The following is a 26,616-nucleotide window of genomic DNA, read 5'->3' on the forward strand; positions in this document are numbered from 1 at the left end:
GTCCCCATGACCGAGCAGCAGTTCCGCATCGTCGTCGGCTCGGACGACGCCGGCTTCGACTACAAGGAGATCATCAAGGCCGACCTGGCGAAGGACCCGCGGGTGGTCAGCGTCACCGACGTCGGTGTCGACGCGGACGGGCACACCGCGTACCCGCACGTGGCGGTCGACGCAGCACGGCTCGTCGCGAACGGCGAGGCGGATCGCGCGATCCTCATCTGCGGCACCGGCCTCGGCGTCGCGATCGCGGCGAACAAGGTCCCCGGCATCCGTGCCGTCACCGCGCACGACTCGTTCAGCGTCGAGCGCTCGATCCTCAGCAACGACGCCCAGGTGCTCTGCATGGGCCAGCGCGTCGTCGGCGTCGAGGTCGCCCGGCGCATGGCGAAGGAGTGGCTCGGCTACACCTTCGACCCGACGAGCGCCAGCGCCGAGAAGGTCAACGCCATCTGCACCTACGACGGCTCCGCCCCGGTCGGGACCGACGCCCGGTGAGCGCCACCACGGCAGCCGCCCCGATCACGATCGGGGTGTCGCTGAAGATGTACTTCTCCCACGCCCGGACGCTCGAGTGGGCGGCCGCCGTGGCCGACATCGCCCGGACGCACCCCGCGGTGCGGTCCGGCGCGGTGGAGCTCTTCGTCATCCCGACGTTCCCCGCGCTCGTCCCGGTGCGCGAGGTGATCGGAGACGCCCCCGTGACGCTCGGCGCGCAGGACCTGGCGTGGGCGGACAGCGGCGCGTACACCGGCGAGGTGTCCGGCGCCGAACTCCGTGCGATCGGCGTCGACCTCGTCGAGATCGCCCACGCCGAACGGCGGTCCCTGTTCCACGAGACGGACGACGAGATCGCGGGGAAGGTGCACGCCGCCTTCCGCAACCACCTGCGTCCCCTGATCTGCGTCGGCGAGGCGAGTCGTGCCTCCGGTCAGACCGCCGTCGACGAGGTGACCGCGCAGCTCGACCGGTTCCTGGCGACCGCGACCGCGGACGGCCTCGCCGGCCCGGTCATCGCCGCCTACGAGCCCGTCTGGGCCATCGGCGCTCCGGCACCCGCGCCCGACGACCACATCGTCGAGGTGTTGGCCGGCATCGAGCAGTACCTCGCCAAGCGCCCCGAACTGCAGGGCAGCACCGCGATCTACGGCGGCAGCGCCGGACCCGGCCTGCTCACCCGCGGGCAGGGGCGCATCGGCGGGCTGTTCCTCGGCCGCTTCGCGCACGACCCCGAGGCGATCCGCACCATCCTCGACGAAGCCGCACAGCTGGAGGCGACCGCATGACCTCTCTGCTCGGCCTGTCCACCTACGCCTACTTCTGGCGGATGTCCGACCGTGTGCCGTCGCCGATGTCCCTCGACGACGCGCTCCGCGACGCGGCAGCGCACGACGGCGTCGACCTCTTCCAGATCTGCGACCACCTGCCGCTCGACACCGCGTCGGACGACCGCCTGGCCGCGATCCGGGCCCTGGCCGACGAGCTCGGGCTCACGCTCGAGGTCGGCACCCGTGGCACGGACCCGGCGCACCTCGCGCGGTACCTGCACATCGCGCAGGTGCTCAGCGCGACCCTCGTCCGGTCGATGTGGACGAGCGGCGACGACCAGCCCGACGCCGCCGAGACCGAGCGACGCCTGCGTCAGGCACTGCCCGCCTACGAGGCCGCCGGCGTCACACTCGCGCTGGAGACCTACGAGGTGGTGGCGACCGCTGACCTCGTGGCCGTGGTCCGGGCGATCGGGTCCGACCGCCTCGGCGTCTGCCTGGACCCGGCGAACACCGTCGCGCGGCTCGAGCAGCCCGCCGACGTCGTCGCGATGACGGCTCCGTACGTCGTCAACTGGCACGTCAAGGACTCCGGCTTCACCCGCTCGCCGGGCTGGGTCGGGTTCCAGTACACCGGCGTCCGCACCGGCACGGGGGTCCTGGACCACGACGCCGTCCGCGCCGCCATCGACCCGGACGCCCGGGGGATCAACCGGGTCATCGAGTTCTGGCTGCCCTGGCAGGACACGTCCGTCGGCAACACCGACGACCCCGCACAGACCACCACCCGCATCGAGGCGGAGTGGACCGAACACACCATCGAGTACATCAGGAGCAAGGAATCATGACCGACACCGTCACCACCACCCACACCGTCGCTGCCGGATCCGGTACGGCCGACGTCACCGTCGCCGTGATCGGTGCCGGCGGCAAGATGGGCACCCGCGTCTCGAACAACTTCGCGAAGAGCGAGTACACGACGCTGTACAGCGAGGCCTCGCCCGCCGGTCAGGAGCGCATCGAGGCCCTCGGCCGGTCGCTCACCGACAGTGTCGAGGCCGCCAAGGTCGCCGACGTCGTGATCCTCGCCGTCCCCGACGTCCTGCTCGGCAGCATCTCCGAGCAGCTCGTCCCCGCCATGAAGGCCGGCGCCACGATCCTGACGCTCGACCCGGCCGCCGCCTACGCGGGCCTGCTCGCCAAGCGCGAGGACATCCACTACGCCGTGGCGCACCCGTGCCACCCGTCGGTGTTCCTCGAGCGCACGACCAAGGAGGAGTGGGACGACACCTTCGGTGGCATCGCCGCCCCGCAGGAGGTCATCGCGGCCTTCGACGCGTCCGAGTCGCTCGGTGATGCCGACGACAGCGCCAAGGCGATCGCCGAGGCCGTCATCACGACCATGTACGCACCGGTCATCCAGGTGCACTGGGTCACGGTGAAGCAGCTGGCCGTGCTCGAGCCGACCCTCGTCGAGACCATCGCCTGCATGATCGGCGACTTCCTCAACGACGCCCTCGAGGAGACCGTCACCGGTGTCGGCGTCCCGCGCGAGGCCGCCCGAGCCATGCTCTACGGCCACACCTGGATCGCGCTGACGAACGGCTTGCGCGGATCGAACCCGTTCTCGGACGCGTGCCACATCGCGATGGGCTACGGCCGCGAGAAGCTCATCAAGGAGGACTGGAAGCAGGTCTTCGACGACAGCGAGCTCGACTCGGTCATCGCCAAGATGCTGAAGATCGACGCCGTCAAGCGCTGATCGGCCCCACTGACCGGAACGCCCCGCCGACCCCCTTCCGGCGGGGCGTTCCTCGTGGTCCCCACGCCTCGGCGAGCGTGATCGAGGCGACGCCGGGCACCGTGAGCGCCGCCACCGCGGCGGCGAACCACGCCGCGGCCGCCGCCGAGTGCTGCTCAGGATCCGTCGCGTCCGGCACGAACTGCGGCCCGTAGCCTGACGCGACGGACGCGTCCGTCACGATCCGACGTGGTGACGTCGCGACCGCGTTGAACCGTGGCCGGAGCGTCACCGGTCCGACGTGGAGCGGCCTGCCGGCGGCCAGCCTGGAGGCACTGCTCACCACCCAGCGCTGCATCCGCACCGACTCGGTCACCTGGGCACGGGACCGGTCGTGCATCTGCGGCGTCACACTGAAGGTCAGCGGGCCGTCCCAGTCGCTGTGGAGGTCGATCGTGCGGTTCAGCTCGGTGAAGTGCGCGCGCGTGCCGGCCACCACGCCGAGGCCGTCGCCGTGCGCCGCGACCGCCGCACGGAGTGCCCGCTGGAGCGCCGGCGTCGTCACGTGGGTCGACGGATCGAACGCACCCACCCGGACCACCGGCCCGGACTCGAGCACGTCGTCGATCGCCGCGCGCAGCAGGGCCGGGTCGTCGGTCACGAACCGGACGTCGAGCGGGGCGTCACCGGCGTCGTGTCGCGCCGAGGCGAGGACCGCGGCGACGTTCGGGTCGCCGAGGACGGGTTCGACGAGGATCGGCACGCCGCGCGCGAGCGCGAGGTCGTCCGGACGCGCAGCGGCCGGGGCCGACGCGGCGAGCAGCTGGATCGTCGGCGGGGTGCCCACGGGGGTGGAGGCCGCGCCGTCGAGCAGCGCGAGGTCCGTGGTGGGGGAGGCCGTGCCTCCAGGCCGTGGCCTGCCCGACGGACCGCAGGCGAGCGTCACGGACTGGTGGATCGCGGTGCCGGCGTCGAGCGCGACGGGGAACGGCTCGGACAGCGGCGTCGAGTACGTCTTGAACGAGGCGTCGGTCCAGTTGCGCTGGTCCTCCATTTCGAAGCCGTCGCCCGCGAGGGACACGTCGACGTCGATGCCGTCGACGATCCACTCGTACCCGACGACGTCCGTGGCCGGCTGGTGCGGTGCGATCCAGACCGGGAACGTGCTCGCGGTCGGTGGCGCGGTCGGGTGCCGGCTGGTGCACGGCGTCCCCGCGAGGGTCGGCGGGTGCAGGACGACCACGCCGATGCGGTTGCGGCGGAACGCGGTGGTCGTGGTGCCGACGGCGTCGACGTGCACCGTGCCGCCGTCGAGGGCGACGTCGAGGCGGTACTCGAGCACGGGCACGTCGTCGTACCTGCTCGTCGCGTCGATGCGGACGTGGGCGCTCGGGACGTCGTCGTCCGTCTCCACCGTGCGGCGGAGGACGGTGTCGTCAGCGGTGCGCCAGTCGTGGTCTCGGGTGACGAACCGGATCGCCCGGAGGACGGTGACCCCGTCGTGGGTCACGTCGGCGATCTCGGCGCCCCGCAGGACGAACCGCCAGGGTCCGGCGACGACGACCTCGTCAGTCGGGTCGGCTGTGTCGCCCCAGGCATCGTCGCTCATGGTCCCTTGCTAGCAGTCGGTCAACCGGTTGCGCAATGATGGGCTTCGTGGAGCAAGGGTGCTCCGAGGACGGAGCGCACGCATGACCGCACGACTGACCGGCCGGACCGCGCTGGTGACCGGTGCCGGAGCGGGGATCGGCCGCGCGATCGCGGACCGCTTCGTCGCCGAGGGGGCACGGGTCGTCTACGCCGACCGGGACGCGTCCGCAGCGGCCGGCGCGGCGGAGGCTGCGGGGGACGGGGCGATCGCCCTCACCGTGGACATCGCCGACGAGGCCAGCGTCGCAGCCGGGTTCGCCGACCTCGCTGCCCGCGGAGCCGCCCCCGACGTCGTCGTCGCGAACGCCGGCGTCCAGCTCTTCGGTCACGACGCCAAGGTCGCGGACGTCTCCCTCGAGACCTGGAACCGCACCGTGTCGGTCAACCTCACCGGCACCTTCCTGACCATCAAGCACGCCGTGCGGGCGATGCTCGCTGCTGGTGGCGGGTCGATCATCGCGACGGGGTCCCCGACCGGGCTGAACGGCGAGGGAGCGGACTTCGCGGCCTACTCGTCGACGAAGGGCGGCATCCACGCGCTCGTCCGGGCGACGGCGATGGCGTACGCGCGGGACGGCATCCGGGTGAACACCGTGGTGCCCGGCTACACCGAGACGTCGCTCGTGTCGACGATCTCCGGCGACCCCTCGGCGCGCGCGGCGATCGTGTCGCGGACGCCGCTCGGTCGCCCCGGGACGCCCGACGACGTCACCGGGATCATGGTCTACCTGGCGAGCGACGAGTCTGCGTACGCGACGGGTGCGGTGTTCCGCGTCGACGGGGGCATGACGAGCCTGTAGCGCCGGCTGCGCTGGGTCGGGCCGGGCCTGGCCGGACCGGGCCGGGTCTGGCCGGGTCCGGCCTGGCGGGCCGGCCGGTTCCGCCGAAGCGACAGATTCCCGCGGGGGTTCCGCGGCAGTCTGTCGCCCTCGCGACGGTGACCGCGCGGCTTCCGAGCAACGTGTCGCTTCCGCGGGACGGACTGAACACCGGACTGGAGGCACGGGGCGGGCCCGCCACGCGCCTCCAGGCCGCAGACGGTGAGCAGAAATCGTCGGGTCCAGATCGCGGACCCGACGATTTCTGCTCACTGAACGGGCCGCGCGCCGCGTCCCGCGCTACGCGGACTCGCGCGCCGCGAGCAGCGCCCCGAGCGCCGCCGCGCCGCGCTCGGCGTCGGGCACCGTCACCATCCGGGCGCCCCCGCCACGCAGCCGCGCGACGAGCCCGGGTCCGGACCGCGCCACGTACGCGACACCGCGCCCCGAGATCCGGTAGCCCCACCCGCCCCACTGTCCGGGTGAGACGTCCTCGAAGCCGCACGACTCGATGCGGTCGAGCGGCACGCGCATGAGCGGGATCCGCGTCCAGGTCGAGGTGAGCCGCATCCCGCGCCGGTCGACGGTGACCTCGACGCGGGCGAGGACGAACGCGGAGAGCCCCGCGAGCACCATCAGGGCGCCCGTGAACACCGCGATGCCGAGGTCCTCCGTCGCCGTGAGCCACGTCGCGAGCGCTCCGACGAGCACCACCGCGGCGCCGATCCCGGCGAACAACCGGCTGCCGATCCGTGCCCGCCAGGCGACCCGGGCGTCCGGAGCCACGTCGAGCGGCCGGACGTCGTGCGCGGGCACCGGGGGAGCGGCCCGGACGAGCACGAGCGCCGGCGGCAGGGCTGCGGCGACCGCCACCACGAGTGCGACCACGGTCCACCACCACGGCATCGTCGGGTCGCCGGCTGTGTTCGTCAGCGCGATCACGATCCAGACGGTGACGAGGACGCCGGCGAGCAGGTGCGCGACGAGCGTCAGCATCGCGGCGGTGCGCCGGTCGCGGAACCGCAGTGCGGCGACCGCGAGGACGACCGCACCGACCGCGACCGCCGCGGTGATCCAGAAGAACACCCACGGGGACCCCCACCCGTTCGGCGTGCCGCTGCCGTCGAAGTGCGTCGCGACCCGGCCCGGCAGTCCCGGCCCGACCGTCACGGCCACCCCGACGAGCGCTGCCGCCACCACGACGGACGGTGCCACCACCGCCACCCGTGCCCCGGTCCCCATCGATCGTGTCGTCATCGTGCCCCCTTGATCATCGTGAACAGGTCGTCGAGCGGGACCCCGAGGGTCTCCGCCTGGTCACGGAGCTCCACGACGAGCGTGCGGAGCCGGTCGAACGACGCGTTGCCGGACCGGAGCACGGTCGCACCCCGGCCGCGGCGGAGCTCGATGAGCCCGTCGTCCTGCAGCTGGGCGTAGGCGCGGAGCACCGTGTGCATGTTGACGTCGACGGCGGCGGCGAGGTCGCGCGCGGACGGCAGGCGTTCGCCGCTCCGGAGCTCACCGCGGGCGATGGCGTACCGGACCTGGGCGGCGACCTGCTCGGCGAGCGATGCCTTCGCAGCCGGGTCGACGGTGATCAACATGTTCGCATTGTATGCGAACAATGCGCTGGCGTCCGGATAGCGCGGACTGGGTGCCCGGTCCGCATCGCTGTCCGGGGTGCGCGTAGCGTCACGCACAACGACGATCTCACTCTGCGTCCCAGAGGCGCTCCCGTGACACCTCCGTGACCCCGAGGACCGTCCTGGACGTCCGGCCAACCCGAAGAAGCCGACGCGGAACCAGGGGTCTCGAACAGGGAGCACGGCATGACCACGTACGAATCGAACGACGACGTCCAGCCGGTCCGGGTGACCACCTACCGGCACCTCCGGAAGGCGACACGGCGTGGATGGGCCGTGCCGGTCGAGTCGGAGCCCTCGCTCGCCGACCTCATGAGCAACGGCGGACGCCCTCGTGCCCGCACCCGTCGGCTCGACGGAGCGGAGCGCACGTGACCACCGCGACCGCCGGACCGGCGTCGGACGGCACGGAGTCTGCCCGCGCCGAGCCGGTCGGCCCGGAGTCCGCTCGCGCCGAGCCGGTCGGCCCGCTCACCGGGGTGCCGACCGAGGAACTCCGCCAGACCGCGGTCCGCGAGACCGTCCGCAGCGGCACCGACCCCGACGAGGCGGTCGCGTTCTACCGCGGCGTCTACGACAGCCCCGACTTCGCCGTCGCCCTCGACGGCACCGGCTTCGGCTTCCGGTACCGGGCCACGGGCGACGGTCGCGTGAGCCTCCGTACCTCGTCGGTCTCCGCACGCCGGGCCGGCCTCCTCGCCCCGCAGCGGCAGTACCTGCTCGCGTGGTCGGTGGAGGGGAACGTCACGATCGACGGCGACCGCGACGAACCCGTCGGCCTGCACGCCGGGGTCCCCGTCATGCTCCCGGCGGGTCGCTCCTTCCGGGTGGCCGCAGACCCGGGGACCGTCCACTTCGTGCACTTCGACGCCGACTTCCTGGAGGCCGTCGCGGTCGTCGGCACCGAGTCCGCGCCGATGCCCCTCGGCTTCCCGGTGGCGGTGTCCCCGGAGCGCCTCGCCCCGCTGCAGTCCGTCCTCCGCGAGATCGCGCGCCCGATGCTCGACGTCGACGTGGTCGACGGCGACCGGGCGGTGCTCGACCTGCGACTGGCCGAGGCTGCCCTCGACGCGTTCCGGCCGGCCCCGGACGAGCTCGACCTCGGGGTCCCCGTCGGCACCCTGGCCCGCGCGAAGGCCTTCATGTACGCGCACTTCGACCGGTCGCTCGCGGCGACGGACATCGCCGCCGCCGCCGAGGTCAGCGTCCGCACCCTGCAGGAGGCCTTCCAGCGGCGTGAGGGCAGCACCCCGATGGGGTACCTGCGCGACCTCCGGCTCGAGAAGGCGCGGCTCGGTCTGCAGCTCGCGGATGCGCGGGAGACGTCGGTCGCCGCGGTCGCGCAGTCCTGCGGGTTCCGGCACATGGGCCGGTTCTCCGGCGCCTACTACGCGACGTACGGCGAGTACCCGGGCGACACGCTCCGCGGCCGCCGTCGGCTCATCGCCGTCTCGGAGCGGACCGACGGCACCGACCGGCGGGCATCCCTGCTCGGTTGACCACCGGTCCTGAGTCGACCATCAGGACGGACTGGAGGCACGGGGTGCGTTCCGTGGTCCCGCCCAGCCCGTCCCGTGGTCGCGCGGATATCGTCGGGTGATGCAGCCCGAGACGTGTCCGGCCGCGACCGCGGCCGGTGCCGAGATCGCCACCCGCGGCGTCGGCGCACCGGTTCTCGTCGTGCACGGGACGCCCGGTGGCATCGACGTCGCGGAGATCATGGCGCGGTTCCTGCCGTCGACCGACTTCCGCGTCGTCACGCTCTCCCGGCCCGGGTACCTCCGGACACCGCTCCCGACCGACGCCCCGTCGCTCGACGACGAGGCCGACCTGTACGCGGCCGTGCTCGACGACCTCGGCATCGACCGGGTCGGCGTGCTCGCCTGGTCGGGCGGCGGCCCGGCTGCCTACCGGTTCGCCGTCCGTCACCCCGATCGTGTCCGGTCCCTCGTGGTGGCCGCCGGACTGACCGGACCCTGGGCACCGCCGGAGGTCTCCGCGCCGGAACGGCTCGTCGGGGGCACCGCGTTCGGGGCGTCGCTCGCGCGGGCGGCCGCGCGACTGCTCCCGAGGACGGTCGTCCGGCTGGCGGTGGGCGGCGAGAGCTCGCTGCGCGGGTCGGCGCTGCGGGACCACGTCGCCGGCGTGCTGCACGACCCCGTCCGTCGGGCGTTCGTGCTCGACCTCGCCCGGACGGGCAACACCTCCGGGCCGCACCGTGACGGCTGGGACACCGACGTCCGGAACCTCGGGGCGATCGACGACCTCGGCCTGGCGGCGGTCCGTGCCCCGACGCTGCTCGTGCACGGCGACGCGGACACCGACGTGCTCCCGTCGCACAGCGCCCGTGCGGCGGCCGAGGTGCCCGGCGCCGAACTCGCCGTCCTCCCCGGCGGCACGCACTTCGCGCTCTGGGACCACCCCGACGCCGAGGCCGTGCAGGCCCGCGTGCGCGAGCACCTCCGTCAGGCCTGAACGCCTCACGCCGACGCGCGGACGACCAACGTCGGCGGGAGCGCGATCCGGGTGCCGGGCGTCCGCGTCGCACCGGGCGGACGGTCGAGCAGCCGCAGGACCTCCTCGGCCATCCGGTCGGTCGGCTGGCGGACGGTCGTGAGCGGCGGGGACACGTACGGGGCGAACTCGAGGTCGTCGAGGCCCGTGACCGCGACGTCGGCGGGGATGTCGAGCCCGGCGCCCCGGAGCGCGTGCGACACCCCGATGGCGAGCAGGTCGTCCGCGCAGACGACGGCATCGGGGCGCCCGGCACCGAGCTCGACGAACCGCTGCCCGGCCGCGATGCCGTCCGCGATCGTGAACGCTCCGGTCACCGTCCACGCCGGGTCGGTGCGGATGCCGACACGGGCACAGGCGTCGGCGAAGCCCGCCGCGCGCTCGCGGGTGGACGAGTTCGCCACCGCGGCCGTGACGAACCCCGCGGCGCGGACCCCACGCGCTGCGAGCCGGTCGACCACCAGGTCCATCGCCGCGCGGTCGTCGAGCCCGACCCAGTCCGCCACCGGTTCGGGCACGTGTCGGTCGAGCTGCACGAGCGGGACGCGTGCCGCCGCCTCGACCACGGCGGCGGTGCTCCGGCCGTCGGCGCAGGGGCTGACGACGATCCCGTCCACGCCGCGCGCGACGAGTGACCGCAGGTGCTGTGCCTCCACCGTGACGTCGTCGCGGGCGTCGCACAGGTACAGCACCCGGCCGGTGGTCTGCAGGGTCCGTTCGACCGCGTCGACGAGCGCCGTGAAGAACGGGTTCCGGATGCTCGGGACCACCATGCCGACGGCGTCGGTGCGCTGTCGTCGGAGCGCGCGGGCGACCCCGTTGCCGGCGTAGCCGAGCTCCGACGACGCCCGTTCGACGGCGGCCTGGACGCCGGGGGAGACCGCGCGTGAGCGCGCCAGGACACGCGACGCCGTCGTGGTCGAGACGCCCGCGCGGGCGGCGACGTCGGCGAGGGTGACGGCCATGCGGTCTCCGGAGGGTTTCTGGGGAACGTTTGCCGAGCCTCCAGGCCCGGTGTAACGCAACCGTAACCCATGCGCACGCCGCTCCGGATAGCGTTTCAGGGCAATCGATTGCCAACGCGATCGTCCCGACCCCGAACGAGAACCACAGGACACCCCATGGCCCGCATCCTCATCGCCGGCGAGAGCTGGATCACGACCACGACCCACGCGAAGGGCGTCGACGAGTTCACCGTCCACTCCTACGCCGAGGGCGTCACGCAGCTCCGGACCGCCCTCACCGCCACCGGCCACGAGGTCGTGCACCTGCCCGGCCACCTCGTGCCGACCGACTTCCCGGAGACCCCGGAGGCACTTGCCGAGTACGACGTGGTCGTCCTCTCCGACATCGGCGCGAACTCGCTGCAGCTCGCGCCCGGCGTGTTCGAGCGCTCGGTCGCCGGGGCCGACCGCATCGCGACCCTCGCCGACTGGGTCACCGCCGGTGGCGCACTCCTCATGATCGGCGGCTACCTGTCGTTCTCCGGCTGGCAGGCGCGCGGGGCGTACGCCGGCACCCGGATCGCCGACGTGCTCCCGGTGGACATCGCCCCGTACGACGACCGCGTCGAGCGACCCGCCGGTTCGGTCGCCGTCGTGCACGATGCCGCCCACCCCGTGCTGTCGGGCGTCGACGGCGCCTGGCCGGCGCTCCTCGGGTACAACCGCCTCACCGCCAAGGCCGACGCCGAGGTCCCCGTGACGATCGACGGCGACCCGCTCGTGGCGGTCCGCACCGAGGGCGCCGGGCGCACCGCCGTCTTCACGAGCGACTGCTCGCCGCACTGGGCGCCGCCGGCGTTCTGCGAGACGTGGGCCGGGTACCCGGCGCTGTTCGACGGGCTCGTCCGGTGGCTGACGGCTCGGTGACCCTCGTGCCGGACGGACGCAGCGAGCGGGTGGTCGCCGCGTGCGCCGGTGCGCTCGCCCGCTCCGCCGAGGTGCGCTTCGTCCGCGAAGCCACCGACGGCACCGTCGACGACGACGCCTTCGCCGCCTACCTGGCGATCGAGGAGCGCTTCGTCCGGACCGCCACCCGCGTCACGGGCTACCTCACGTGGGCGGCTCCCGACTGGTCGGAGTCCGCCGCCCACGCCCGGACCGTCGGTGCGCTGGTCGGCGAACAGCTGGGCTGGTTCCGCGCGACGCGCGTCCGCTGGCCGGGAGGCGCGGATCACCTCGCCGACGCCGTCGCGCGGTCCGAGGTGCTCGCCTCCCACGTCCTCCGTCTCACCACCGAGCACGGTGCACCCGCAGCCGTCACCGCGATGTTCGCCGCCGAGACGCTGTACGCCGGCTGGTGCGGCCGCGCGGCGGCCGTGCCCGTCGAGCGGTTCACCGACCTCGAGGCCTGGATCGCCCTGCACGCCGCGCCCCCGTTCGCCGCCGGGGTCCGAGCCCTCGCCGCCGCGGTCGACGCCATCCCCGAGGCGATCGACGACGACACCGTGATCGGCTGGTTCCGGGACACGCTCCGCGCCGAGGACGCCTTCCACGATTCCGTCTACGCCGACCCGACGAGGACCTGATGACCACCGAAGCCCACGCCCTGTCCCAGCTCGAGGCCCTGGTCGCCCACGGACCGCGGTTCCACGGCACCGAGACGATGCGGGCCGCCAGCGCCTGGGTGGAGTCCGAACTCGTCGTTATGGGCCACGCCGTCCGCCGTGAGCCCGTCTCGCTGCCCGGCTGGCACCCCGGCACCGTACGGCGTGTGCTCGTCACCGCGCCCGTCGAGCGGGAACTCCCGGCGTGGCCCATGCTCTGGAGCGCGGGCACCGACGGGGTCGTCCGCGGTCACCTCGAGGTGCTCGGCCCCGAGGGGATCTGGGGCGACTCGATCGTGTGGCAGCGGTTCGGTGTGCGGGACACCCGTGGCCGGATCGCCGCGGTCGTGCACGCACGGGACGACGGGCCCGCGGCACCCCAGCCCCTGCCCGCCGGCTCCGACGACGGTGTCGCGCACCTGGCGATCGGGCGGCTCGACGGCCTGCAGCTCGCCGAGTGGATCGCCGACCACGAGCGGGTGACGGTCGAGGTGTCGCTCGACTCCGGGCCGCGGGACCGCTCGGTGTCCGACAACCTGATCGTCGAGATCGCGGCGTCCGAGCCCGGCTCGTCCGACCCCGCGGTGTCCGGCACGGTCGTGGTCTGCGGCCACCTGGACTCCTTCTACAACACCGTCGGGGCCTACGACAACGGCAGCGGATCGATCGCGCTCCTCGAACTCGCACGGCTCTGGGCTGTCTCACCGCCACCACGCCCCGTGCGCATCGTGTGGTTCACCGCCGAGGAGTGGCACCTGCTCGGCTCCCGCCACCACGTCGAGCAGCTCGACCCGGCCGCGCGCGACGCGATCGACTTCGTGCTGAACATCGACGGTCTCGGCCGCGGGGACCACCTCGAGACGTTCGTCGGTCCGGAGCGGTTCGGGTTCGCCGTGCGGGACGCGATCCGCGCGTACGCCCGCGCCACCGCACGGACCCTCACCACGGTGGACCGCTTCCCGCCGACCCGCGGCACCGACGACGCCTCGTTCCACGCCGCCGGGATCCCGTCGGTGTTCTGCACGTTCAACGACCTGCACCGGCTGCACCAGCCGGAGGACGTCCCGGACCCGGCCATCGCGCGGAACATCGCGTGGACCGTGCCGCTCGCGCGGTCGCTCGCCGAGACGATGCCCCGGCCCGAGCGCACGCCGGCGCCCGGTCTGCTCTGAGGTCGATCACGGCTGTGTTCGTTCGGGACAGTGCTCGTTCGGGTCAGTGCTCGTTCGGGTCAGTCCGCCGCCTCGGGCGCCGGGGTGGTCGCGCAGTCCGCGATGAACGCCATCAGTGGCGTCGCGTCATCGTCGGTGAACAACTCGTCGAGCGCCTGGTTGAACTCGTACTTGCGCGCGAACGGTACGTTCACCACCTCGTACCCCGCCGCCATGAGGACGCCCGACATCATCAACCGAGCGGTGCGCTTGTTGCCGTCGAAGTAGAACTGCGACCGGGTCGCCGCTGCGAAGTAGCCGAGTGCCCGTTCGCGTGGATCACGAAGCGTGTCCAGGTAGTCCAGCATCCCCTCCAAGCGCTCCTGCAGCTGTTCCTGTGGCACGCCCTCGACGGAACCGCCGTTCGCGAGCTGCACCGCCCCGCCGCCACCCGTGACGCCCTCACCCCGGAACGCTCCTGACTCGATCGCCTCGTGGCGTGCGACCCGGCCGTGCAGGTCGTCAGAGGTCTCCTTGGTCAGCGTGAACGCACCGCGCCCCACCAGATCGTCCAGACGGCCGTACCCATCGACGAGGGCGAGCACCTGCTCTGCTTCCTCGATGCGTTTGCCGCCGATCGTGACGCCGTCCAGGAGCGTGCGCACCTCGGGGAGGGTGAACGTGTTCCCCTCGAGCGCGGCTGCGTTCCAGACCAGGTCCGGCATCGAGCGCTCGAACCGGAACCGCGACCGCGCCGTCGAGGTCTGACGGATGCGGCCGAAGTCGATCCGTGTCGCATCCCACCGCACGCCCGTCGCTGCGCGGGTGTCGTCCGGCGTCGAGACGGTGGACACCGATGCGTCGACGTGTGCGGGGCGTTCGGGACGTCTGACGTACTGCTCCGAGCCGACGGCCCACCGAGGCGTGTCGCTCATCGGACTCGCTCCAGGTGTGCCAGCACCTGGTCCCGTGCATCCCCGCCGAGTCCCGCCGTGTCGATGAACGCCTGCAGTGGGGCGACCAGTTCGACGTCGGAGACCGCGGTGGTCCCGGCGAACACGGACGGGTGCGCCGGGACGACGATGAGGTCGGCGTCGTCCGACCTGGTCGATCGGAAGCTGTCGTGCAGGAGCTGTCCCACCGCGTGCGCGTCCTCCACCCACATGATCGTCGGGGCGTGCGCATCGATGCCGAGCCCGTCGAGGGCTGCCCACCCGGACAGCGCCCAGCGTCTCCCGGAGGCCCGGCCCGCCGAGACGAGGCGGTCGATGCTCCAGTCGTCCCCCCGCAGGCGGTGCGCACCGGGGCGTCTCGCCGGAGCGGTGGCGCGACCGGCCTCGTCGACGAGCGCGATGTCCCGGTCGCTGTTCGGCCGAGCGGCGACGAACCGTCGGAGTCGCTCCTGCCATGGTTCGGATTCAGCCGCCCACGGCAGGGACGCCTCGTCGCCCAGCAGGACGCGGACGGCGACCGCGGCCAGCGGGTCGGAGAGCGGACGGAGGCTGATGTCGAGATCCCAGCCCGTCGCGAGTGCGAGTTCTTCGAGGTCGTCCGCGCGCGGAACGGCACCGGAGAGCAGTCGGTACATCGTGGGTCGGCTGATGCCCGCCCGGGCGGCGAGCTCCTGGACGCTGGCCGCCCCAGCATCCCGGAAGGACTCGAGCGCATCGCGGTACCGCATGCGACCAGTGTCTCACGATTGAGAATCGGACGCCAAGTGTCTCACGAATGAGAATCGATGACCGGAGTGGGTGGCACGGCGAGCCAGTCGCCGTGCCCGGTGACGTCCTCGGCGCCGTCGAGTGCCCGAGGCTCGCACAGGAACCCGAGCACACTCGACCCGTCCGCCAGCTCGACGACGCCGATCGCCATCGGCGCCGCCAGCCCCGAAACGAAGTCCGCGAACCCGGCGCGCGGGAACGCCCAGCGCTCGCCGACGATCGATGCGCCGTCGGCGTCGGAGCGCCACACGCCCGGCTTCGGTGGCGTCGTCGCGAGTCGCGCCATCCGGTACACCGGGGCGGTCGACACCGTGCCGAGCAGCCGCGCACCCGTCCGGGCGACCTCGTGGTGCAGGGGCTGCCCGGTGCGGTGCGCCCCGAACACGACGAGGTCGACGTGCCCGGCGCCCCAGAACGCCTCGGTGGGTCCGGTGTCGTCGGCGAGTCCCGTGCGCACCGCCAGGTCGGCCAACGCGAGGTCGGCGAAGGCCGGACCGATCAGGCTCACCCCGACGGGCGCGTCCCGGGTCGACCCGACGGCGGGCACCGCCAGGGCGCTGAGGTCGAGCAGGTTCACGAAGTTCGTGTACGTCCCGACCCAGGCGTTGACGCCGACCGGGTCGGCCGCTAGCTCCGCGAGGGTGGGGTGTCCCGGAGCGGTCGGGAGCAGCAGCGCGTCGACGGAGTCCCACAGCGCCTCGGAGCTCGCCCGGACCGCGACGAGCGCCTGCTGGTCACGGACGAGGTCGACCGCGGCGAACTCCCGCGCCGGCAGGACGATCCGGGCAACGGTGGGGTCCGCACGGTCGCCGAGGTCGGCGAGCCGGTCCCCGAACGCCTGGGCGCGCTCGGCCAGCAGCGCGCCGCCGTAGAGGAGGACCGCGACGTCGACGAGCGGGGAGACGTCGAGCTCCACGACCTCGGCACCGCTCGCCCGGACGGCCGCGACGGTGTCGTCGTACGCCGCCCGCCAAGCCGGGGACATCGGCGTGAGGTCCTGTGGACGGGCGACGCCGACGCGCGGCGCGGCACCGGTCACGCGGGCGGCGAGCGGTGCATCGGCGGGCCACGGCCGCGGCGAGCCGGCAGCGGCGATGACGTCGGCCGCGACGACGGCCGTGGCGAGGTCGGCGGCGAACACCGAGACGGTGTCGTAGCTCGGCGACGCCGGGACGACGCCGTCGACGGGGAACACGCCGAGCGTGGGCTTGATCCCGACGACGTGGTTGAACGCCGCCGGCACCCGGCCGGATCCCGCGGTGTCGGTGCCGAGTGCCACGTCGACGATGCCGTGTGCGACCGCCAGCCCGGACCCGGCGCTCGACCCGCCGGAGACCCGGGTGGCATCGCCGGCGGCGTGTGGCACCCCGTACGGCGAGCGGGCGCCGACGAGTCCGGTGGCGAACTGGTCGAGGTTCGTCTTGCCGACCACCACCGCTCCGGCTGCTTCGAGTCGGGCGACGGTCGGTGCGCTGACGTCCGGCGTGTGCAGCACCTCCGGCGACGCCGCGGTCGTGGGCAGCCCCGCCACGTCGATGTTGTCCTTCACGGCGACGGTCCACCCGGCGAGCGGGAGGTCCTCGCCCGCCGCGCGGCGTCCGTCGATCCCGGCGGCGAGTTCGCGCAGCTCGACCTCGGTGCGGAGCGTGATCCAGATCTCCGGCTGGTCGACCTCGGCGAGGCGGGTCAGCGCGTGCTCGACCGCGGCGGTCGCGGCACCGGTGGTGGGTGTGGTGGTCGTCATCGGTGGTCCCATCGGGTGATCAGGTCGGTGTAGTCGGCGACGGCGCGGTGCAGGGCGTCGACCGCGACGGACTCGTCGCGGCGGTGTGCCAGGTCGGTCTGACCCGGGCCGAGCAGCACCACGCGGTCGCAGCCGAGCGCGCCGGTCAGCACGGCGGCGTCGGTGAAGTACCCGACGACGCGGTCGTCGGGTTCGATCCCGAGTCGGACGACCTCGGGGTCGTCCGGGTCGAGCAGCACGGCGGGCAGGGCGAGTTCGGGCTCGACCGCGGCGAGGTCCGGTTGTTCCCGCCACCACGCCGCGGGGTCGGCGAGCGGGTCGGTCGTCCGGAGGTCGACCCGGGCCCACGCGAGGTCGGGCACGACGTTGACGGCCGTCCCGCCGCCGATCGTCCCGACGTTGAGCGTGTCCCACCCGGTGCCCTCGGCTGCGGCGCGGTCGAGCACCCGGGTGAGCCCCGAGATCGCGTTCCGACCGAGGTGCGGGGCACTGCCGTGCGCTGCCACACCGTCGGTGACGACCCGCAGCCACGTGACGCCACGGTGGCCGCGGACCACGCGTCCGTCGGTCGGTTCCGCGACGACCAGGAGGCCCGTGTCGAGTCCGTCGAGCAGGGTCGCAGCGTCGGCGGCGCCGCGACTGCCGGTCTCCTCCTCGACGGTGAACAGTGCGGCCACGGCGCTGCCGGCCGGCGCGGCGTCGAGCGACGCGACGATCGCGGCGACGCCGCCCTTCATGTCGGTGGTGCCCCGGCCCCAGACGCGTCCGTCCGTCAGGTCGCCGGAGAACGGCGGCCGCGCCCAGGCGTCGGGATCGCCCGTCGGGACGACGTCGACGTGGCCGGTGAACACCATCAGCGGGCCGGTCGGGACCGCCGGCACGACGGCGACCGCCCGCAGTCCACCGTCCGGCCCCCGCAGCGTCCGGACCCGGTACCGGTCGTCGAACGTCCCGAGCAGCAGCTCGAGCACGTCGGACTCGCCGGGTGAACCGGAGACCGAGGGGATGCGGACGAGGCGGCGGGTGAGGTCGACGACGTCAGTCGACACGGTGCGTCTCCAGCGCACGGATGACCTGGATGCCCCGCTGCTCGAGCGCGTCGGCGGTGTCGTTCGGGCCGACGGCGTCGGTGACGACGGTGGTGACACCGTCGAGCGTGGCGACCGGGGCGAAGGAGACCTGGCCGAGGTGCCGGCCCTCGCAGAGCACGATGACGTGGTCCGCGCTGCCGATCATGGTGGCCTTCAGTCGCGCGTCGGTCTCGTCGAAGTCGGTCACCGAGTCGCTCTCGGCGCTGATGCCGGCGACGCTCACGACCGCGACGTCCCAGCGGTGCGCGCGGAAGAACTGCTCGGTGGCGGAACCGTGCAGGCTCAGCTCGCCGGCCTTCAGCTCGCCGCCGGGGACGAGCAGGTGGATGTCCTCCTCCTGTCCGAGGACCTCCATCACCTGCACGCTCGTCGGTGCGACGAGGGCCTGCAGGTGGCGGCCGCGCATCTCCATCGCGACGTGGTACGCCTTGGTGCCGAAGTCCATCGCCACGTTCGCCTTGCGCGGGATCAGGTCGACGACCGCGCGGGCCATGGCCTGCTTCTCGGCGACGTTCGTGCGCACCCGCAGGCTGAAGGGCGGTTCGAAGCTCCGCCCGGCGGCGAGCACCGCACCGCCGTACACCCGGCGTGCGATGCCCTGGGTGTCGAGGTGGTCGATGTCGCGGCGGATCGTGAGCTCGGTGACGCCGAGCTCGTGGCTCAGCGTGGCGGTCTCGACCTTCCCGCCCTCCTCGAGCATCTCGACGATGCGCAGCAGCCGCTGGTCGCGCTTGTCACCCACGTCGTGCCGCCCCTCCGTCGCCGATCACTGTACCGGCCGCCATCAGCCGAGCTCGGGGTGCACGTCGGACACGCCGAGGATGCGTTCGAGGCGATCACCCAGCGCGAGAAGCTCGTCGTCGGCGCCGTAGCGGCCGACGACCTGGATGCCGACGGGCAGGCCGGTCTCCGGGCCGAACCCGGCGGCCATCGCGAGCACCGGGTGCGCGGACGGGACGAGCCGGCAGGCCAGGCGCTGCCAGAGGAAGTACCGGTCGAACTCGGTGCCGTCGACCTCGGTGACCCACTTGTCGCCCGCGTCCGGAGCGACCACCGGTGCGCCGGGGACGACGAAGGCGTCGAAGCCCTCGAGCAACGTCGCCATCTCGGTGTACGCGCGGTACCGGCGGTCGAGTGCGGCGATGATCTGCCCGGACGGGTAGCCCGCCGCCTCGGTGACGTTCCGGACGAAGTCGTCGCGGTACGCCTCGGGGTGCTCGATCGGGTCGGTGCCGAGCAGGGCGAACCAGCCGAACAGCTCGATGGTCTGCCAGGTCTCGTCGAGTCCCTCGGTGTCGATCGCGACGTCGACGACCTCGACCCCGGCGGCTTCGAGCGTGGCACGGGTGGCGGCGTGGGCGGCCCGGACCTCGGCGGAGATCGGCAGCCCGCCGAGGTCGTCGCTCCAGGCGATCCGGATCGGGGTGGTCGTGACGCCGCCGAGCTCGGTCGCCACTGCGCGGCCGGCGGAGAGTGGTGCGAGCTGGTCCGTGCCGGACATCCCGGTGAGCAGCAGTGCGACGTCGCGGCAGTTCCGGGCCACCGGGCCGTTCACCGAGTGCGGCTCCCACGAGGTCGCTCCCTGCGCGGCGGGCACGAGGCCCGGCGTGGTGCGGAGCCCGACGGCGTTGCAGAACGACGCCGGGTAGCGGAGGCTGCCGCCGGAGTCGGACCCGTCGGCGAACGGGAGCATGCCCGCCGCGACGGCAGCGACGCCGCCGGTCGAACCGCCGGCGTGCCGGGACAGGTCGAACGGGTTGCGGGTGATGCCGAAGACGTCGTTCCAGGTGACGGTGCCGACGCCGAACTCCGGTGAGTTGGTCTTGCCGATGACGAGGGCACCGGCGGCGCGGAGCTTCGCGACGTGCGGGGCGTCGGTCGGCATCGGACCGCGGTCGGCGAACGCGCGGGACCCGCGCGAGGTCGGCATCCCGGCGACGTCGACCAGGTCCTTGATCGCGATCGGCAGGCCGTGCAGCGACCCGAGCGCCGCACCCGAGGCACGGTGCGCATCGGCCTCGGCGGCCAGGGCGAGTGCCTCGTCGCGCGGCAGCCGGTAGACGATCACGTTCACGGCGTCGTTCGTCGCCTCGATGCGGTCGTAGAACGCCGTCATCACCTCGACCGCGGTCAGCGAGCCGTCGGCGATCTGGTCGCGGAGGTCCGTCGCGGTCCGCCAGTGCAGCGGGGTGGCGGTGGCGGTCGGGTCGGTGGCGGGGATGGTCGTCACGGAGTGCTCCTGATCGGTTCGGTGGGACGGAGTCCGGGGGCCGGGCGGTGGAAGGGGAGGTCGAGGACGTCGGCGGCGGCGACGAGGCCGTCCTGTCCGACGACGGTGAGCAGGGCGAGGACACGGGTGCTCCGGTGCACGCGTCGGGTGTCGGGGCCGAGGTGGAAGCGCACGGCGGTGGTGCCGGAGGTCGGGACGGTCACCGACTGGGAACCGACCTCCACCCAGGCGGTCGCCGCGGCATCCTCGTCGGTGATCGTGGCGTGCAGTTCGACGAGCACGCCCCCGTCGTCGGCGATCGTCGCGACCCCGTCGAGGACGGCGCTGCCGTGCGTGCGGTCGCCGGGCCGGCGGCCGGTGGACGGGGCCGCACCGGGGGAGCGCACCGCGCCGAGGGCGACCACCTGTGGGAGCGGCGGGCGCGTGCGCGGGGCGAGCCGTGCCTCCAGGGCGTCCGCCACGTCGACCAGGTGCGTGTCCGACCAGGCCGGGCCGCAGACGGTCGCGCCGACCGGCATGCCGGTGTCTGCCATCGTGCCCATCGGGATCGTGACGCTCGGGATGCCGACGCGGCGGAGTACGTGGTTCGTCGTCGAGAAGACGGCACCGTCCGCCCAGGCCGCGCGGGCGGCCGCGGGGTCGACGTCGGCGTCGTACGGGCCGACGTCGGAGTTCGCGGGGAAGGCGAGGACGTCGATGCCCTCCTGTCGGAGCCACCCCTCGAAGAGCTCGCGGCGGGCGCGGTCGAGTCCGGCGACCGCGGGCCCGACGACCGCGCGGACCGCGTCGTCGGGCAGGGGTGCGTCGCGGGTGATCGCCGAGAAGTCGAAGACGTCGCGACCGGGGTGGAGCCGGCCGTTCTCGACCGCGTCGACGGCGTACGGCGGGTCCGGTCGGATGGCTCCGGGGGCGAGGGCGGAGAGCGTGACGGGTTCGACGGCGTGGTCGTCGAGGAACCGCTGCCAGGACCACGTCACGAGTTCGCGCAGTTCGAACGCGGTCCAGCCGGCATCGAGGTGCCCGCTGTCCTCGAGCGAGGGGGCGGTGCCACGACCCTCGTACGCCTCGACGAGCGGGAACCGGACGCGGACGACCCGGGCTCCGGCAGCGGTGAGTTCGCGCTCCAGGGCCTCCCAGCGTGCGCGGATGCTCGGCCGGAGCGGGATCGGGGACGGGGCGTCATCGGTGGCCCTGACCCCGGGTGCCGGGACGTACAGCGTCGGGACGCCGACGACCAGTCCGTCGAGGGGTGTCGGATCGGCGCCGGCCGTGCGGGTGCGGAACCGTGCGGCGACGGTGTCGGCCGCCGACACGTCCACCGTGTCCTGCTGCCGCCAGACGTCCCGGTCGTCGGGCCCCGCGATCACCGCGAGCACCTCGCGCAGGTCGGCGACGGTGCGGGTGTGCGGCACGACCACGTCGCGGTACGGGTGCAGCGGCCAGTTGCCGGCACTCGGCACCACGCCCCACGACGGCGTGTACGCCACCAGTGCGTTGTTCGACGCGGGGGACCGCCCGGAGGACACTGTCTCCTCGCCGAGGCCGAACGCGCAGAACCCCGCGGCGACGGCGACACCGCTGCCGATCGACGACCCGGAGTGCCACGCGGCCGCGAGCCACTCGGGGGAGTACGGGCTGCGGGTGCGGCCGTAGAGTCCGGCCTGGCCGCCGCCGATCGCCATCGGTGGCATGTTCGTCTTGCCGACGAGCAGCGCGCCGGCGGCGAGCAGGCGCTCGACGACGACGGCGTCGGTGCGGGCGACGGTGTTCGCGAACGCGGGGGACCCGGCGGCGGCGGTCACTCCGGCGACGGCGAAGCTGTCCTTCACGGTGAAGGGGATCCCGTGCAGCGGCCCGAGCGGCGCCGAGGCCCCGGCCGCGGCTGTCGCCCGTTCCGCGTCACTCGCCGCCGCGCGCTCGAGCAGCCGCGGATCGAGCACCGGGACCGCGCCGAGGCGGGGCCGTCACGGTCCAGCCGGGCCACCCGTCGGAGCGCGTGCTGCGCGAGGGCGAGCGCCGTGGTGTCGCCACGCTCGAGCCGTTCGCGCAGGGTGGCGATGTCGCTGTCCAGCATCGCGGGCCTCCAGGTGCCGTGGGGGAAGAAGGGGAGGGTGCGGAGCGGGCGGACCCGCTCCGCACCCGGGGTGGGACGGGTCAGCCGAGCTTCGAGCAGTCCGAGGTGTAGAGGTACTTCGCCACGTCGGCGTCGTCGACGTTGTCCTTCGTGACGAGCTTCCACGGCGAGTACACCGTCTGCTCCTTCACGTCGGAGGCCTTCGTGTCGCCCTTGACGAGCTTCGCCATGAGCTCGGTGGCGTCGTAGCCCTCGGTGTACGGGTCCTGCGCGACGAGGGCGTCGTACTCGCCCTTCTTGAGCGAGGCGACCTGGTTCGACGCGGTGTCGTAGCCGACGTGCACGATGTCGTCGTCGCCCGAGGCCGAGATGGCGTTCGCCGCACCGGTGCCGGCGCCGATGTTCGTCGAGAAGACGAGCTTGACGTCGGAGTTCGCCGACAGCTGCGACGAGACGGTCTGCGAGGCCTTCGCCGAGTCGCCGCCGACGTACTGGATGTCGAGCGCGGTGAGCTTGCTCTCCTTCTCGATGGCGTCCTTGAAGCCCTTGGCGCGGTCGGACTGCACCTGGTTGCCGGGGGAGTCGGTGACGATGACGACCTTGCCGGTGGTCAGCTTGAAGTCCTTGATCGCCTGGACCGCGGCATCGTATGACGACTGGTAGTTGTCGGTGCGGATCGACTGCACGTAGTCCTTGTTGGACAGGAACGAGTCGGGCATCACGAGCGGCTTGCCGGAGTCGGTGTACGACTTCAGGGTCGAGTTGAACGCGGTGTTGTCCCACACGGTCAGCAGCAGGCCGTCGGGGTTCGTCGCGAGCACCGACTGCAGGACCTGCATCTCGGCGTCGGTGGTGGTCTCGGGGGTGCCCTGGATCTTGAGGGTCACGCCCTCCTTCTCGGCGGCGGCCTTCGCACCGCAGTACATGGTGCCGTAGAACTCGCCGGTGGACTCCGGGGTGACCATCGCGATGGTCTTCCCGGCCGAGGACGAGTCGCCGGAGGCGGCGCTCGAGCCGGTGGAGCAGCCGGCGAGGACGACGGCGATGCCGAGCGCCGACGCGGCGGCGAGGACGGAGGTGGTCTTGGAACGGAACACGGGGGTCTCCTAGCAGGGAGGGGGTGGACAGGAGGTGGTGCCGTGGAGCGGGTTGGGGTGGGGCGGGGGTGGAACGGTGGGTTCCTGGACCCGGGCGGCTCGACGCAGGGTGCGCCGCGCCTCCCGGCCGGATCGGAGCGACCGCTAGGTCGTGCGCCGGTTGCGGCTGCTGCGGTCCAAGCTGACGGCGACCAGGAGCATGGCTCCGATCGCGATGGTCTGGTAGAAGGGCGACAGGTTGATGATCACGAGCCCGGACTGCAGGATGATCGCCAGGAACGCGCCGACGATCACGCCGAGGAAGTTGATCCGACCGCCGGTCAGTGCCGTCCCGCCGATCAGGGCGGCGGCGATCGCGGCCATCGAGTCGTTCGTGTGCCCGGAGATGTTCGTGGTCGAGTAGCGCGCCAGGTCGATGAACCCGGCGAGTCCGGCGAGCCCGGCCGACAGGACGAAGATGCCGATCGTGTTGACCAGGGTCTTGATGCCGACACGACGGGCGGCCAGGAAGTTCGAGCCCATCGCCAGCGTGTGGGTGCCCCAGGCGGTGTACCGGTAGAGCGCCCAGATGACGGCGAGGATCACGAGCCCGACGATGGTCGGGACCGGGAAGGCGCCGATCGTGGCCGATCCGAACCCGGCGGCCAGCTCCGCGGGGATCCCGACCAGGTTCACGCCCTTCGTGGCGACCTGCGCGATGCCGGTGGCGAGCGACAGCATGCCGAGGGTGGTGACGAGCGAGTTGATCCCGACGACCCCGACGAACAGGGCGTTCACCGCGCCGAGCACCGCGCCGGTGCCGATCGCGACGACCAGTCCGACGAGGATCACGACGCCGACGGGCGAGGACGTGCCCATCGCGATCATCACCTGCCCGGACACGACCGACGACAGGATCAGCACGGCACCCTGCGAGATGTCGATCTGTCCGGCGGACATCAGCACCGCCTGGCCTGCGGCGAGCAGGAGCACCTGCGACGCCGTCAGCAGGATGCCGCGGAGGTTCGCCTCGCTGAGGAACGCGCCGCTGGGGGAGAGCGTCTGGAACACCGCGATGAGGACGACCTCGACGGCGATGATCTGCACGGCACGGTTCCCGAACACACGGGCGACGCCGTGCTTCAGGGCGGGCGCCGACCCCATCGAGGTGCTGGCGTTGGGTGCTGCTGCGGTCATGCTGCTTCCTCGTCTCCGACCATCACGGTCATCACGTCGGCCACGGAGAGTCCGGCTGGGCGCATGTCCGCGATGATCGTGCCGTGGCGGAGGATCACGATGCGGTCGGCCAGCTTCAGGACGTTGGGGATGTCGTGCGACACGAGGATCACGCCGAGGCCGTGGTCGGCGGCGATGCGGATCGAGTCGAGCACGATGCCGACCTGCTTCGGGCCGAGGGCGGCCGTCGGCTCGTCGAGCAGGATCAGGTCCGACGCCCACTTCATGGCGCGGGCGACGGCGAGCACCTGACGCTGGCCGCCGGACAGCGACCCGACCGGCAGCCGGACGTCGCGGAGCGTCGAGATGCCGAGCTTCTCGATCGCGGCGCGGGCCTCGGCGTGCATCCGCTTCCGGTCGAGCCAGGGGCCGCGACGGAGCTCGTTGCCGAGGAACAGGTTCTCGGTCAGGGACAGGTGCGGTGCCAGTGCCAGGTCCTGGTAGACGACGCCGACGCCGAGGCGCTTCGCGTCGGCGAGGCCTGACATCGGCTGCCCGCTGACGTGGATCTCGCCCTCGTCGGGGGTGTTCGAGCCGCAGATGATGTTCATCAGGGTCGACTTGCCGGCACCGTTGTCGCCGAGCAGGGCGACGATCTCGCCGGCCTGCACGCTGAGGTCGATGTCGCGGAGGGCACGGACGGCGCCGAAGTTCTTGCCGACGCCGGAGATGCCGAGCACCTCGCGGGGTGCGGTGGGTGCGTCGCTCATGAGAGGGGTCCTTCCTGCTGGAGCGTGGTGAGCACGGAGTCGTAGGCGTCGAGGAACGCGTCGGCGTCCTCGTGGGTGAAGACGAGCGGTGGGCGGACCTTCAGGACACGGCCGTCCGATCCGACCGCCGAGATGAGCACGTTCCGGGCGCGCAGCCCGTTGACGACGCGGCTCGCGAGCGCGCCGGCCGCGGGGCCGGCCATCTCGACGCCGATGAACAGCCCGGCGCCGCGGACGTCCGCCACGAGTCCGGAACCGGCGGACCGCTCTGCGATGCCCTGCAGCAGCGATGCGCCGAGGTCGCGGGCGTGCTCGACGAGCCCGCGCTCCTGCACCTCGTCGAGCACCGCGGTGGCCGCGGCGATCGACGCCGGGTTCCCGCCGAACGTGTTGAAGTAGCGGTGGCCCTCGGCGTACCCGTCGCTGAGTGCCGACCCGAGCACGAGCGTGCCGATCGGGAGTCCGCCGGCGAGCGGCTTGCCGCAGGTCACCATGTCGACGTGGCCGTCGGCCTGGAGGCGCGGGTCGGCTCCCACGGGTCGCGGCGGCTCGGTCGCGGTGTGGCGTTGGAACCCCCACATCGCGTCGCCGGTCCGGCCGACGCCCGGCTGTACCTCGTCCGCGATGACGAGTCCGCCGGCGGCGTGCGTCGCGCGGTACGCCGGCACGAGCATCCCCGGCGCACCGGGGAAGATGCCGTCCGTCGACATGATCGAATCGAGCAGCAGGGCGGCGAGTCCGAAGCCGTGCCGGTCCAGGTCCGCGGCCGCGGCGGTGATCGCGGCGGCGAACAGCTCGCCGGCGCGGTCGCCGTCCCGGTGCGTGTCCGGCGCCGGGACCGTCCGCACCCAGGGGTGCAGCGGCATCGTCGGGCCGTTCTCCGGTGAGAGGCCCGCCAGCAGCCGGGTCGTGCCGTGGTAGGCGTTCTCGGTCACGATGACGCCCTGGTTGCCGGTCCGCCACTGGGCGATGGTGATCGCGAGGTCGTTCGCCTCGGACCCAGAGTTCGAGAAGATCACGCGGTCGAGGTGCTCCGGGTGGGTCTGCAGGAACCGTTCCGCGAAGGCGACGATGCCGTCCTGCAGGTACCGGGTGTGCGTGTTCATCCGCGTGAGCTGCTCGTGCACCGCGGTGGCGATGCGCGGGTTCGCGTGGCCGACCGCCGGCACGTTGTTGTACGCGTCGAGGTACTCGGTGCCGTCGGCGTCCCAGAGCCGCGCGCCGGCACCGCGGACCACGTGGATCGGTCGGGCGTAGAAGAGCGGGTAGATGTCGCCGAGGACCTCGCGGCGCCGGGCGAGGAGCGCCTGGTCCGCCGCCGGCAGGAGCCCCGCGTCGGCCGGGTCGAAGCGGTTCACCATGGCGGTCGCGGCCGGCACCGCGGGGACGTCGATCTGCTGCACG

26 protein-coding genes are annotated in these 26,616 nt (G+C 73.0%); 11 read left to right on the plus strand and 15 right to left on the minus strand.

Annotated elements, in window-relative coordinates:
* The first annotated feature begins 6 nt into the window (after positions 1-6).
* The 4 genes from ABIC61_RS13805 to ABIC61_RS13820 are packed head-to-tail and all read left to right on the plus strand — an operon-like array spanning position 7 to position 3,027.
* Positions 7-495, plus strand: coding sequence for a ribose-5-phosphate isomerase (locus ABIC61_RS13805; RefSeq protein ID WP_354030359.1), 489 nt, complete (start codon positions 7-9; stop codon positions 493-495).
* Positions 492-1,283 carry a triose-phosphate isomerase family protein gene (locus ABIC61_RS13810; RefSeq protein ID WP_354030360.1) on the plus strand — a complete coding sequence of 264 codons (792 nt, stop codon included), beginning with the start codon at positions 492-494 and terminating at the stop codon, positions 1,281-1,283. Before ABIC61_RS13805 ends, ABIC61_RS13810 begins: the two co-directional genes overlap by 4 nt.
* Entirely contained in the window at positions 1,280-2,113 is an 834-nt protein-coding gene (locus tag ABIC61_RS13815; RefSeq protein ID WP_354030361.1) for a sugar phosphate isomerase/epimerase family protein, read from the plus strand. The genes ABIC61_RS13810 and ABIC61_RS13815 overlap by 4 nt, the downstream gene beginning before the upstream one ends.
* The gene (locus tag ABIC61_RS13820; protein ID WP_354030362.1) at positions 2,110-3,027 is read left to right on the plus strand and encodes a phosphogluconate dehydrogenase C-terminal domain-containing protein; all 918 of its coding nucleotides are present in this window, start codon (positions 2,110-2,112) and stop codon (positions 3,025-3,027) included. The genes ABIC61_RS13815 and ABIC61_RS13820 overlap by 4 nt, the downstream gene beginning before the upstream one ends.
* Here the strand turns inward: ABIC61_RS13820 and ABIC61_RS13825 are convergent.
* A complete protein-coding gene (locus ABIC61_RS13825; RefSeq protein ID WP_354030363.1) occupies positions 3,017-4,615 on the minus strand; it encodes a D-apionate lactonase family protein in 1,599 nt (532 codons plus the stop codon). The two genes, ABIC61_RS13820 and ABIC61_RS13825, sit on opposite strands and share 11 nt — an antisense overlap.
* An 82-nt stretch (positions 4,616-4,697) precedes the next feature.
* On the opposite strand from ABIC61_RS13825, the gene ABIC61_RS13830 reads away from it, so the two are divergent.
* Positions 4,698-5,456 carry an SDR family NAD(P)-dependent oxidoreductase gene (locus ABIC61_RS13830; protein WP_354030364.1) on the plus strand — a complete coding sequence of 253 codons (759 nt, stop codon included), beginning with the start codon at positions 4,698-4,700 and terminating at the stop codon, positions 5,454-5,456.
* A 318-nt stretch (positions 5,457-5,774) separates the two neighbouring features.
* Here the strand turns inward: ABIC61_RS13830 and ABIC61_RS13835 are convergent, their stop codons facing one another.
* Both ABIC61_RS13835 and ABIC61_RS13840 read right to left on the minus strand, forming a co-directional pair.
* The gene (locus ABIC61_RS13835; RefSeq protein WP_354030365.1) at positions 5,775-6,731 is read right to left on the minus strand and encodes a DUF1648 domain-containing protein; all 957 of its coding nucleotides are present in this window, start codon (positions 6,729-6,731) and stop codon (positions 5,775-5,777) included.
* On the minus strand, positions 6,728-7,078 hold the full coding sequence (locus tag ABIC61_RS13840) for a GntR family transcriptional regulator (RefSeq protein WP_144754420.1): 351 nt from the start codon (positions 7,076-7,078) through the stop codon (positions 6,728-6,730). The genes ABIC61_RS13835 and ABIC61_RS13840 overlap by 4 nt, the downstream gene beginning before the upstream one ends.
* Before the next feature lie 225 nt (positions 7,079-7,303).
* On the opposite strand from ABIC61_RS13840, the gene ABIC61_RS13845 reads away from it, so the two are divergent.
* The 3 genes from ABIC61_RS13845 to ABIC61_RS13855 all read left to right on the plus strand — a co-directional run bounded on the left by ABIC61_RS13845 (position 7,304) and on the right by ABIC61_RS13855 (position 9,592).
* The gene (locus ABIC61_RS13845; protein WP_144754417.1) at positions 7,304-7,492 is read left to right on the plus strand and encodes a hypothetical protein; all 189 of its coding nucleotides are present in this window, start codon (positions 7,304-7,306) and stop codon (positions 7,490-7,492) included.
* Positions 7,489-8,616: an AraC family transcriptional regulator gene (locus ABIC61_RS13850; RefSeq protein ID WP_354030366.1), complete on the plus strand. Its 1,128-nt coding sequence runs from the start codon at positions 7,489-7,491 to the stop codon at positions 8,614-8,616. Before ABIC61_RS13845 ends, ABIC61_RS13850 begins: the two co-directional genes overlap by 4 nt.
* 100 nt (positions 8,617-8,716) lie before the next feature.
* Positions 8,717-9,592 (plus strand): alpha/beta fold hydrolase, encoded by an 876-nt coding sequence (locus ABIC61_RS13855; protein ID WP_354030367.1) that lies wholly within the window; start codon positions 8,717-8,719, stop codon positions 9,590-9,592.
* Positions 9,593-9,597: 5 nt separating this feature from the next.
* Here the strand turns inward: ABIC61_RS13855 and ABIC61_RS13860 are convergent, their stop codons facing one another.
* Positions 9,598-10,596 (minus strand): LacI family DNA-binding transcriptional regulator, encoded by a 999-nt coding sequence (locus tag ABIC61_RS13860; protein ID WP_354030368.1) that lies wholly within the window; start codon positions 10,594-10,596, stop codon positions 9,598-9,600.
* A gap of 156 nt (positions 10,597-10,752) precedes the next feature.
* Here ABIC61_RS13860 and ABIC61_RS13865 point away from each other — a divergent pair, with 156 nt between their 5' ends.
* The 3 genes from ABIC61_RS13865 to ABIC61_RS13875 are packed head-to-tail and all read left to right on the plus strand — an operon-like array spanning position 10,753 to position 13,351.
* A complete protein-coding gene (locus ABIC61_RS13865) occupies positions 10,753-11,502 on the plus strand; it encodes a glutamine amidotransferase (protein ID WP_354030369.1) in 750 nt (249 codons plus the stop codon).
* Positions 11,484-12,161: a TenA family protein gene (locus tag ABIC61_RS13870; RefSeq protein WP_354030370.1), complete on the plus strand. Its 678-nt coding sequence runs from the start codon at positions 11,484-11,486 to the stop codon at positions 12,159-12,161. The genes ABIC61_RS13865 and ABIC61_RS13870 overlap by 19 nt, the downstream gene beginning before the upstream one ends.
* Positions 12,161-13,351 (plus strand): M28 family metallopeptidase, encoded by a 1,191-nt coding sequence (locus tag ABIC61_RS13875; protein WP_354030371.1) that lies wholly within the window; start codon positions 12,161-12,163, stop codon positions 13,349-13,351. Before ABIC61_RS13870 ends, ABIC61_RS13875 begins: the two co-directional genes overlap by 1 nt.
* Positions 13,352-13,410: 59 nt before the next feature.
* On the opposite strand, the gene ABIC61_RS13880 is transcribed toward ABIC61_RS13875, so the two are convergent.
* The 11 genes from ABIC61_RS13880 to ABIC61_RS13930 form a co-directional block, all read right to left on the minus strand.
* A complete protein-coding gene (locus ABIC61_RS13880; protein WP_354030372.1) occupies positions 13,411-14,265 on the minus strand; it encodes a Fic family protein in 855 nt (284 codons plus the stop codon).
* Positions 14,262-15,011, minus strand: coding sequence for a helix-turn-helix domain-containing protein (locus tag ABIC61_RS13885; RefSeq protein ID WP_354030373.1), 750 nt, complete (start codon positions 15,009-15,011; stop codon positions 14,262-14,264). The genes ABIC61_RS13880 and ABIC61_RS13885 overlap by 4 nt, the downstream gene beginning before the upstream one ends.
* Positions 15,012-15,052: 41 nt before the next feature.
* Positions 15,053-16,795, minus strand: a complete 1,743-nt coding sequence (gene atzF / locus ABIC61_RS13890; RefSeq protein WP_354030374.1) for an allophanate hydrolase — start codon at positions 16,793-16,795, stop codon at positions 15,053-15,055.
* Positions 16,792-17,844 carry a M20 family metallopeptidase gene (locus tag ABIC61_RS13895; protein WP_354030375.1) on the minus strand — a complete coding sequence of 351 codons (1,053 nt, stop codon included), beginning with the start codon at positions 17,842-17,844 and terminating at the stop codon, positions 16,792-16,794. The genes atzF and ABIC61_RS13895 overlap by 4 nt, the downstream gene beginning before the upstream one ends.
* On the minus strand, positions 17,834-18,628 hold the full coding sequence (locus ABIC61_RS13900; RefSeq protein WP_144754387.1) for a DeoR/GlpR family DNA-binding transcription regulator: 795 nt from the start codon (positions 18,626-18,628) through the stop codon (positions 17,834-17,836). The genes ABIC61_RS13895 and ABIC61_RS13900 overlap by 11 nt, the downstream gene beginning before the upstream one ends.
* Positions 18,629-18,670: 42 nt before the next feature.
* Complete coding sequence (locus ABIC61_RS13905; protein ID WP_354030376.1) at positions 18,671-20,116, minus strand: amidase; 1,446 nt, start codon at positions 20,114-20,116, stop codon at positions 18,671-18,673.
* On the minus strand, positions 20,113-22,056 hold the full coding sequence (locus ABIC61_RS13910) for an amidase family protein (RefSeq protein ID WP_354030377.1): 1,944 nt from the start codon (positions 22,054-22,056) through the stop codon (positions 20,113-20,115). Before ABIC61_RS13910 ends, ABIC61_RS13905 begins: the two co-directional genes overlap by 4 nt.
* 214 nt (positions 22,057-22,270) lie before the next feature.
* Positions 22,271-23,287, minus strand: coding sequence for a substrate-binding domain-containing protein (locus ABIC61_RS13915; RefSeq protein ID WP_354030378.1), 1,017 nt, complete (start codon positions 23,285-23,287; stop codon positions 22,271-22,273).
* Positions 23,288-23,431: 144 nt separating this feature from the next.
* Positions 23,432-24,463 carry an ABC transporter permease gene (locus tag ABIC61_RS13920; protein WP_354030379.1) on the minus strand — a complete coding sequence of 344 codons (1,032 nt, stop codon included), beginning with the start codon at positions 24,461-24,463 and terminating at the stop codon, positions 23,432-23,434.
* The gene (locus ABIC61_RS13925) at positions 24,460-25,212 is read right to left on the minus strand and encodes an ATP-binding cassette domain-containing protein (RefSeq protein WP_354030380.1); all 753 of its coding nucleotides are present in this window, start codon (positions 25,210-25,212) and stop codon (positions 24,460-24,462) included. The genes ABIC61_RS13920 and ABIC61_RS13925 overlap by 4 nt, the downstream gene beginning before the upstream one ends.
* On the minus strand, positions 25,209-26,615 hold the full coding sequence (locus ABIC61_RS13930) for an aspartate aminotransferase family protein (protein WP_354030381.1): 1,407 nt from the start codon (positions 26,613-26,615) through the stop codon (positions 25,209-25,211). The genes ABIC61_RS13925 and ABIC61_RS13930 overlap by 4 nt, the downstream gene beginning before the upstream one ends.
* Position 26,616 lies beyond the last annotated feature (1 nt).

It is taken from the genome of Curtobacterium sp. 1544 (assembly GCF_040544915.1).
Lineage (GTDB): Bacteria > Actinomycetota > Actinomycetes > Actinomycetales > Microbacteriaceae > Curtobacterium > Curtobacterium pusillum_C.

Bases quoted from the DNA above. Each gene is read 5' to 3' on its own strand.
- ABIC61_RS13815 (WP_354030361.1), top strand. From the start codon at position 1,280: ATGACCTCTCTGCTCGGCCTGTCCACCTACGCCTACTTCTGGCGGATG.
- ABIC61_RS13830 (WP_354030364.1), top strand. From the start codon at position 4,698: ATGACCGCACGACTGACCGGCCGGACCGCGCTGGTGACCGGTGCCGGA.
- ABIC61_RS13805 (WP_354030359.1), top strand. From the start codon at position 7: ATGACCGAGCAGCAGTTCCGCATCGTCGTCGGCTCGGACGACGCCGGC.
- ABIC61_RS13860 (WP_354030368.1), bottom strand. From the start codon at position 10,596: ATGGCCGTCACCCTCGCCGACGTCGCCGCCCGCGCGGGCGTCTCGACC.
- ABIC61_RS13880 (WP_354030372.1), bottom strand. From the start codon at position 14,265: ATGAGCGACACGCCTCGGTGGGCCGTCGGCTCGGAGCAGTACGTCAGA.
- ABIC61_RS13835 (WP_354030365.1), bottom strand. From the start codon at position 6,731: ATGACGACACGATCGATGGGGACCGGGGCACGGGTGGCGGTGGTGGCA.
- ABIC61_RS13925 (WP_354030380.1), bottom strand. From the start codon at position 25,212: ATGAGCGACGCACCCACCGCACCCCGCGAGGTGCTCGGCATCTCCGGC.
- ABIC61_RS13885 (WP_354030373.1), bottom strand. From the start codon at position 15,011: ATGCGGTACCGCGATGCGCTCGAGTCCTTCCGGGATGCTGGGGCGGCC.
- ABIC61_RS13820 (WP_354030362.1), top strand. From the start codon at position 2,110: ATGACCGACACCGTCACCACCACCCACACCGTCGCTGCCGGATCCGGT.
- ABIC61_RS13825 (WP_354030363.1), bottom strand. From the start codon at position 4,615: ATGAGCGACGATGCCTGGGGCGACACAGCCGACCCGACTGACGAGGTC.
- ABIC61_RS13845 (WP_144754417.1), top strand. From the start codon at position 7,304: ATGACCACGTACGAATCGAACGACGACGTCCAGCCGGTCCGGGTGACC.
- ABIC61_RS13920 (WP_354030379.1), bottom strand. From the start codon at position 24,463: ATGACCGCAGCAGCACCCAACGCCAGCACCTCGATGGGGTCGGCGCCC.
- ABIC61_RS13840 (WP_144754420.1), bottom strand. From the start codon at position 7,078: ATGTTGATCACCGTCGACCCGGCTGCGAAGGCATCGCTCGCCGAGCAG.
- atzF (WP_354030374.1), bottom strand. From the start codon at position 16,795: ATGACGACCACCACACCCACCACCGGTGCCGCGACCGCCGCGGTCGAG.
- ABIC61_RS13875 (WP_354030371.1), top strand. From the start codon at position 12,161: ATGACCACCGAAGCCCACGCCCTGTCCCAGCTCGAGGCCCTGGTCGCC.
- ABIC61_RS13865 (WP_354030369.1), top strand. From the start codon at position 10,753: ATGGCCCGCATCCTCATCGCCGGCGAGAGCTGGATCACGACCACGACC.
- ABIC61_RS13855 (WP_354030367.1), top strand. From the start codon at position 8,717: ATGCAGCCCGAGACGTGTCCGGCCGCGACCGCGGCCGGTGCCGAGATC.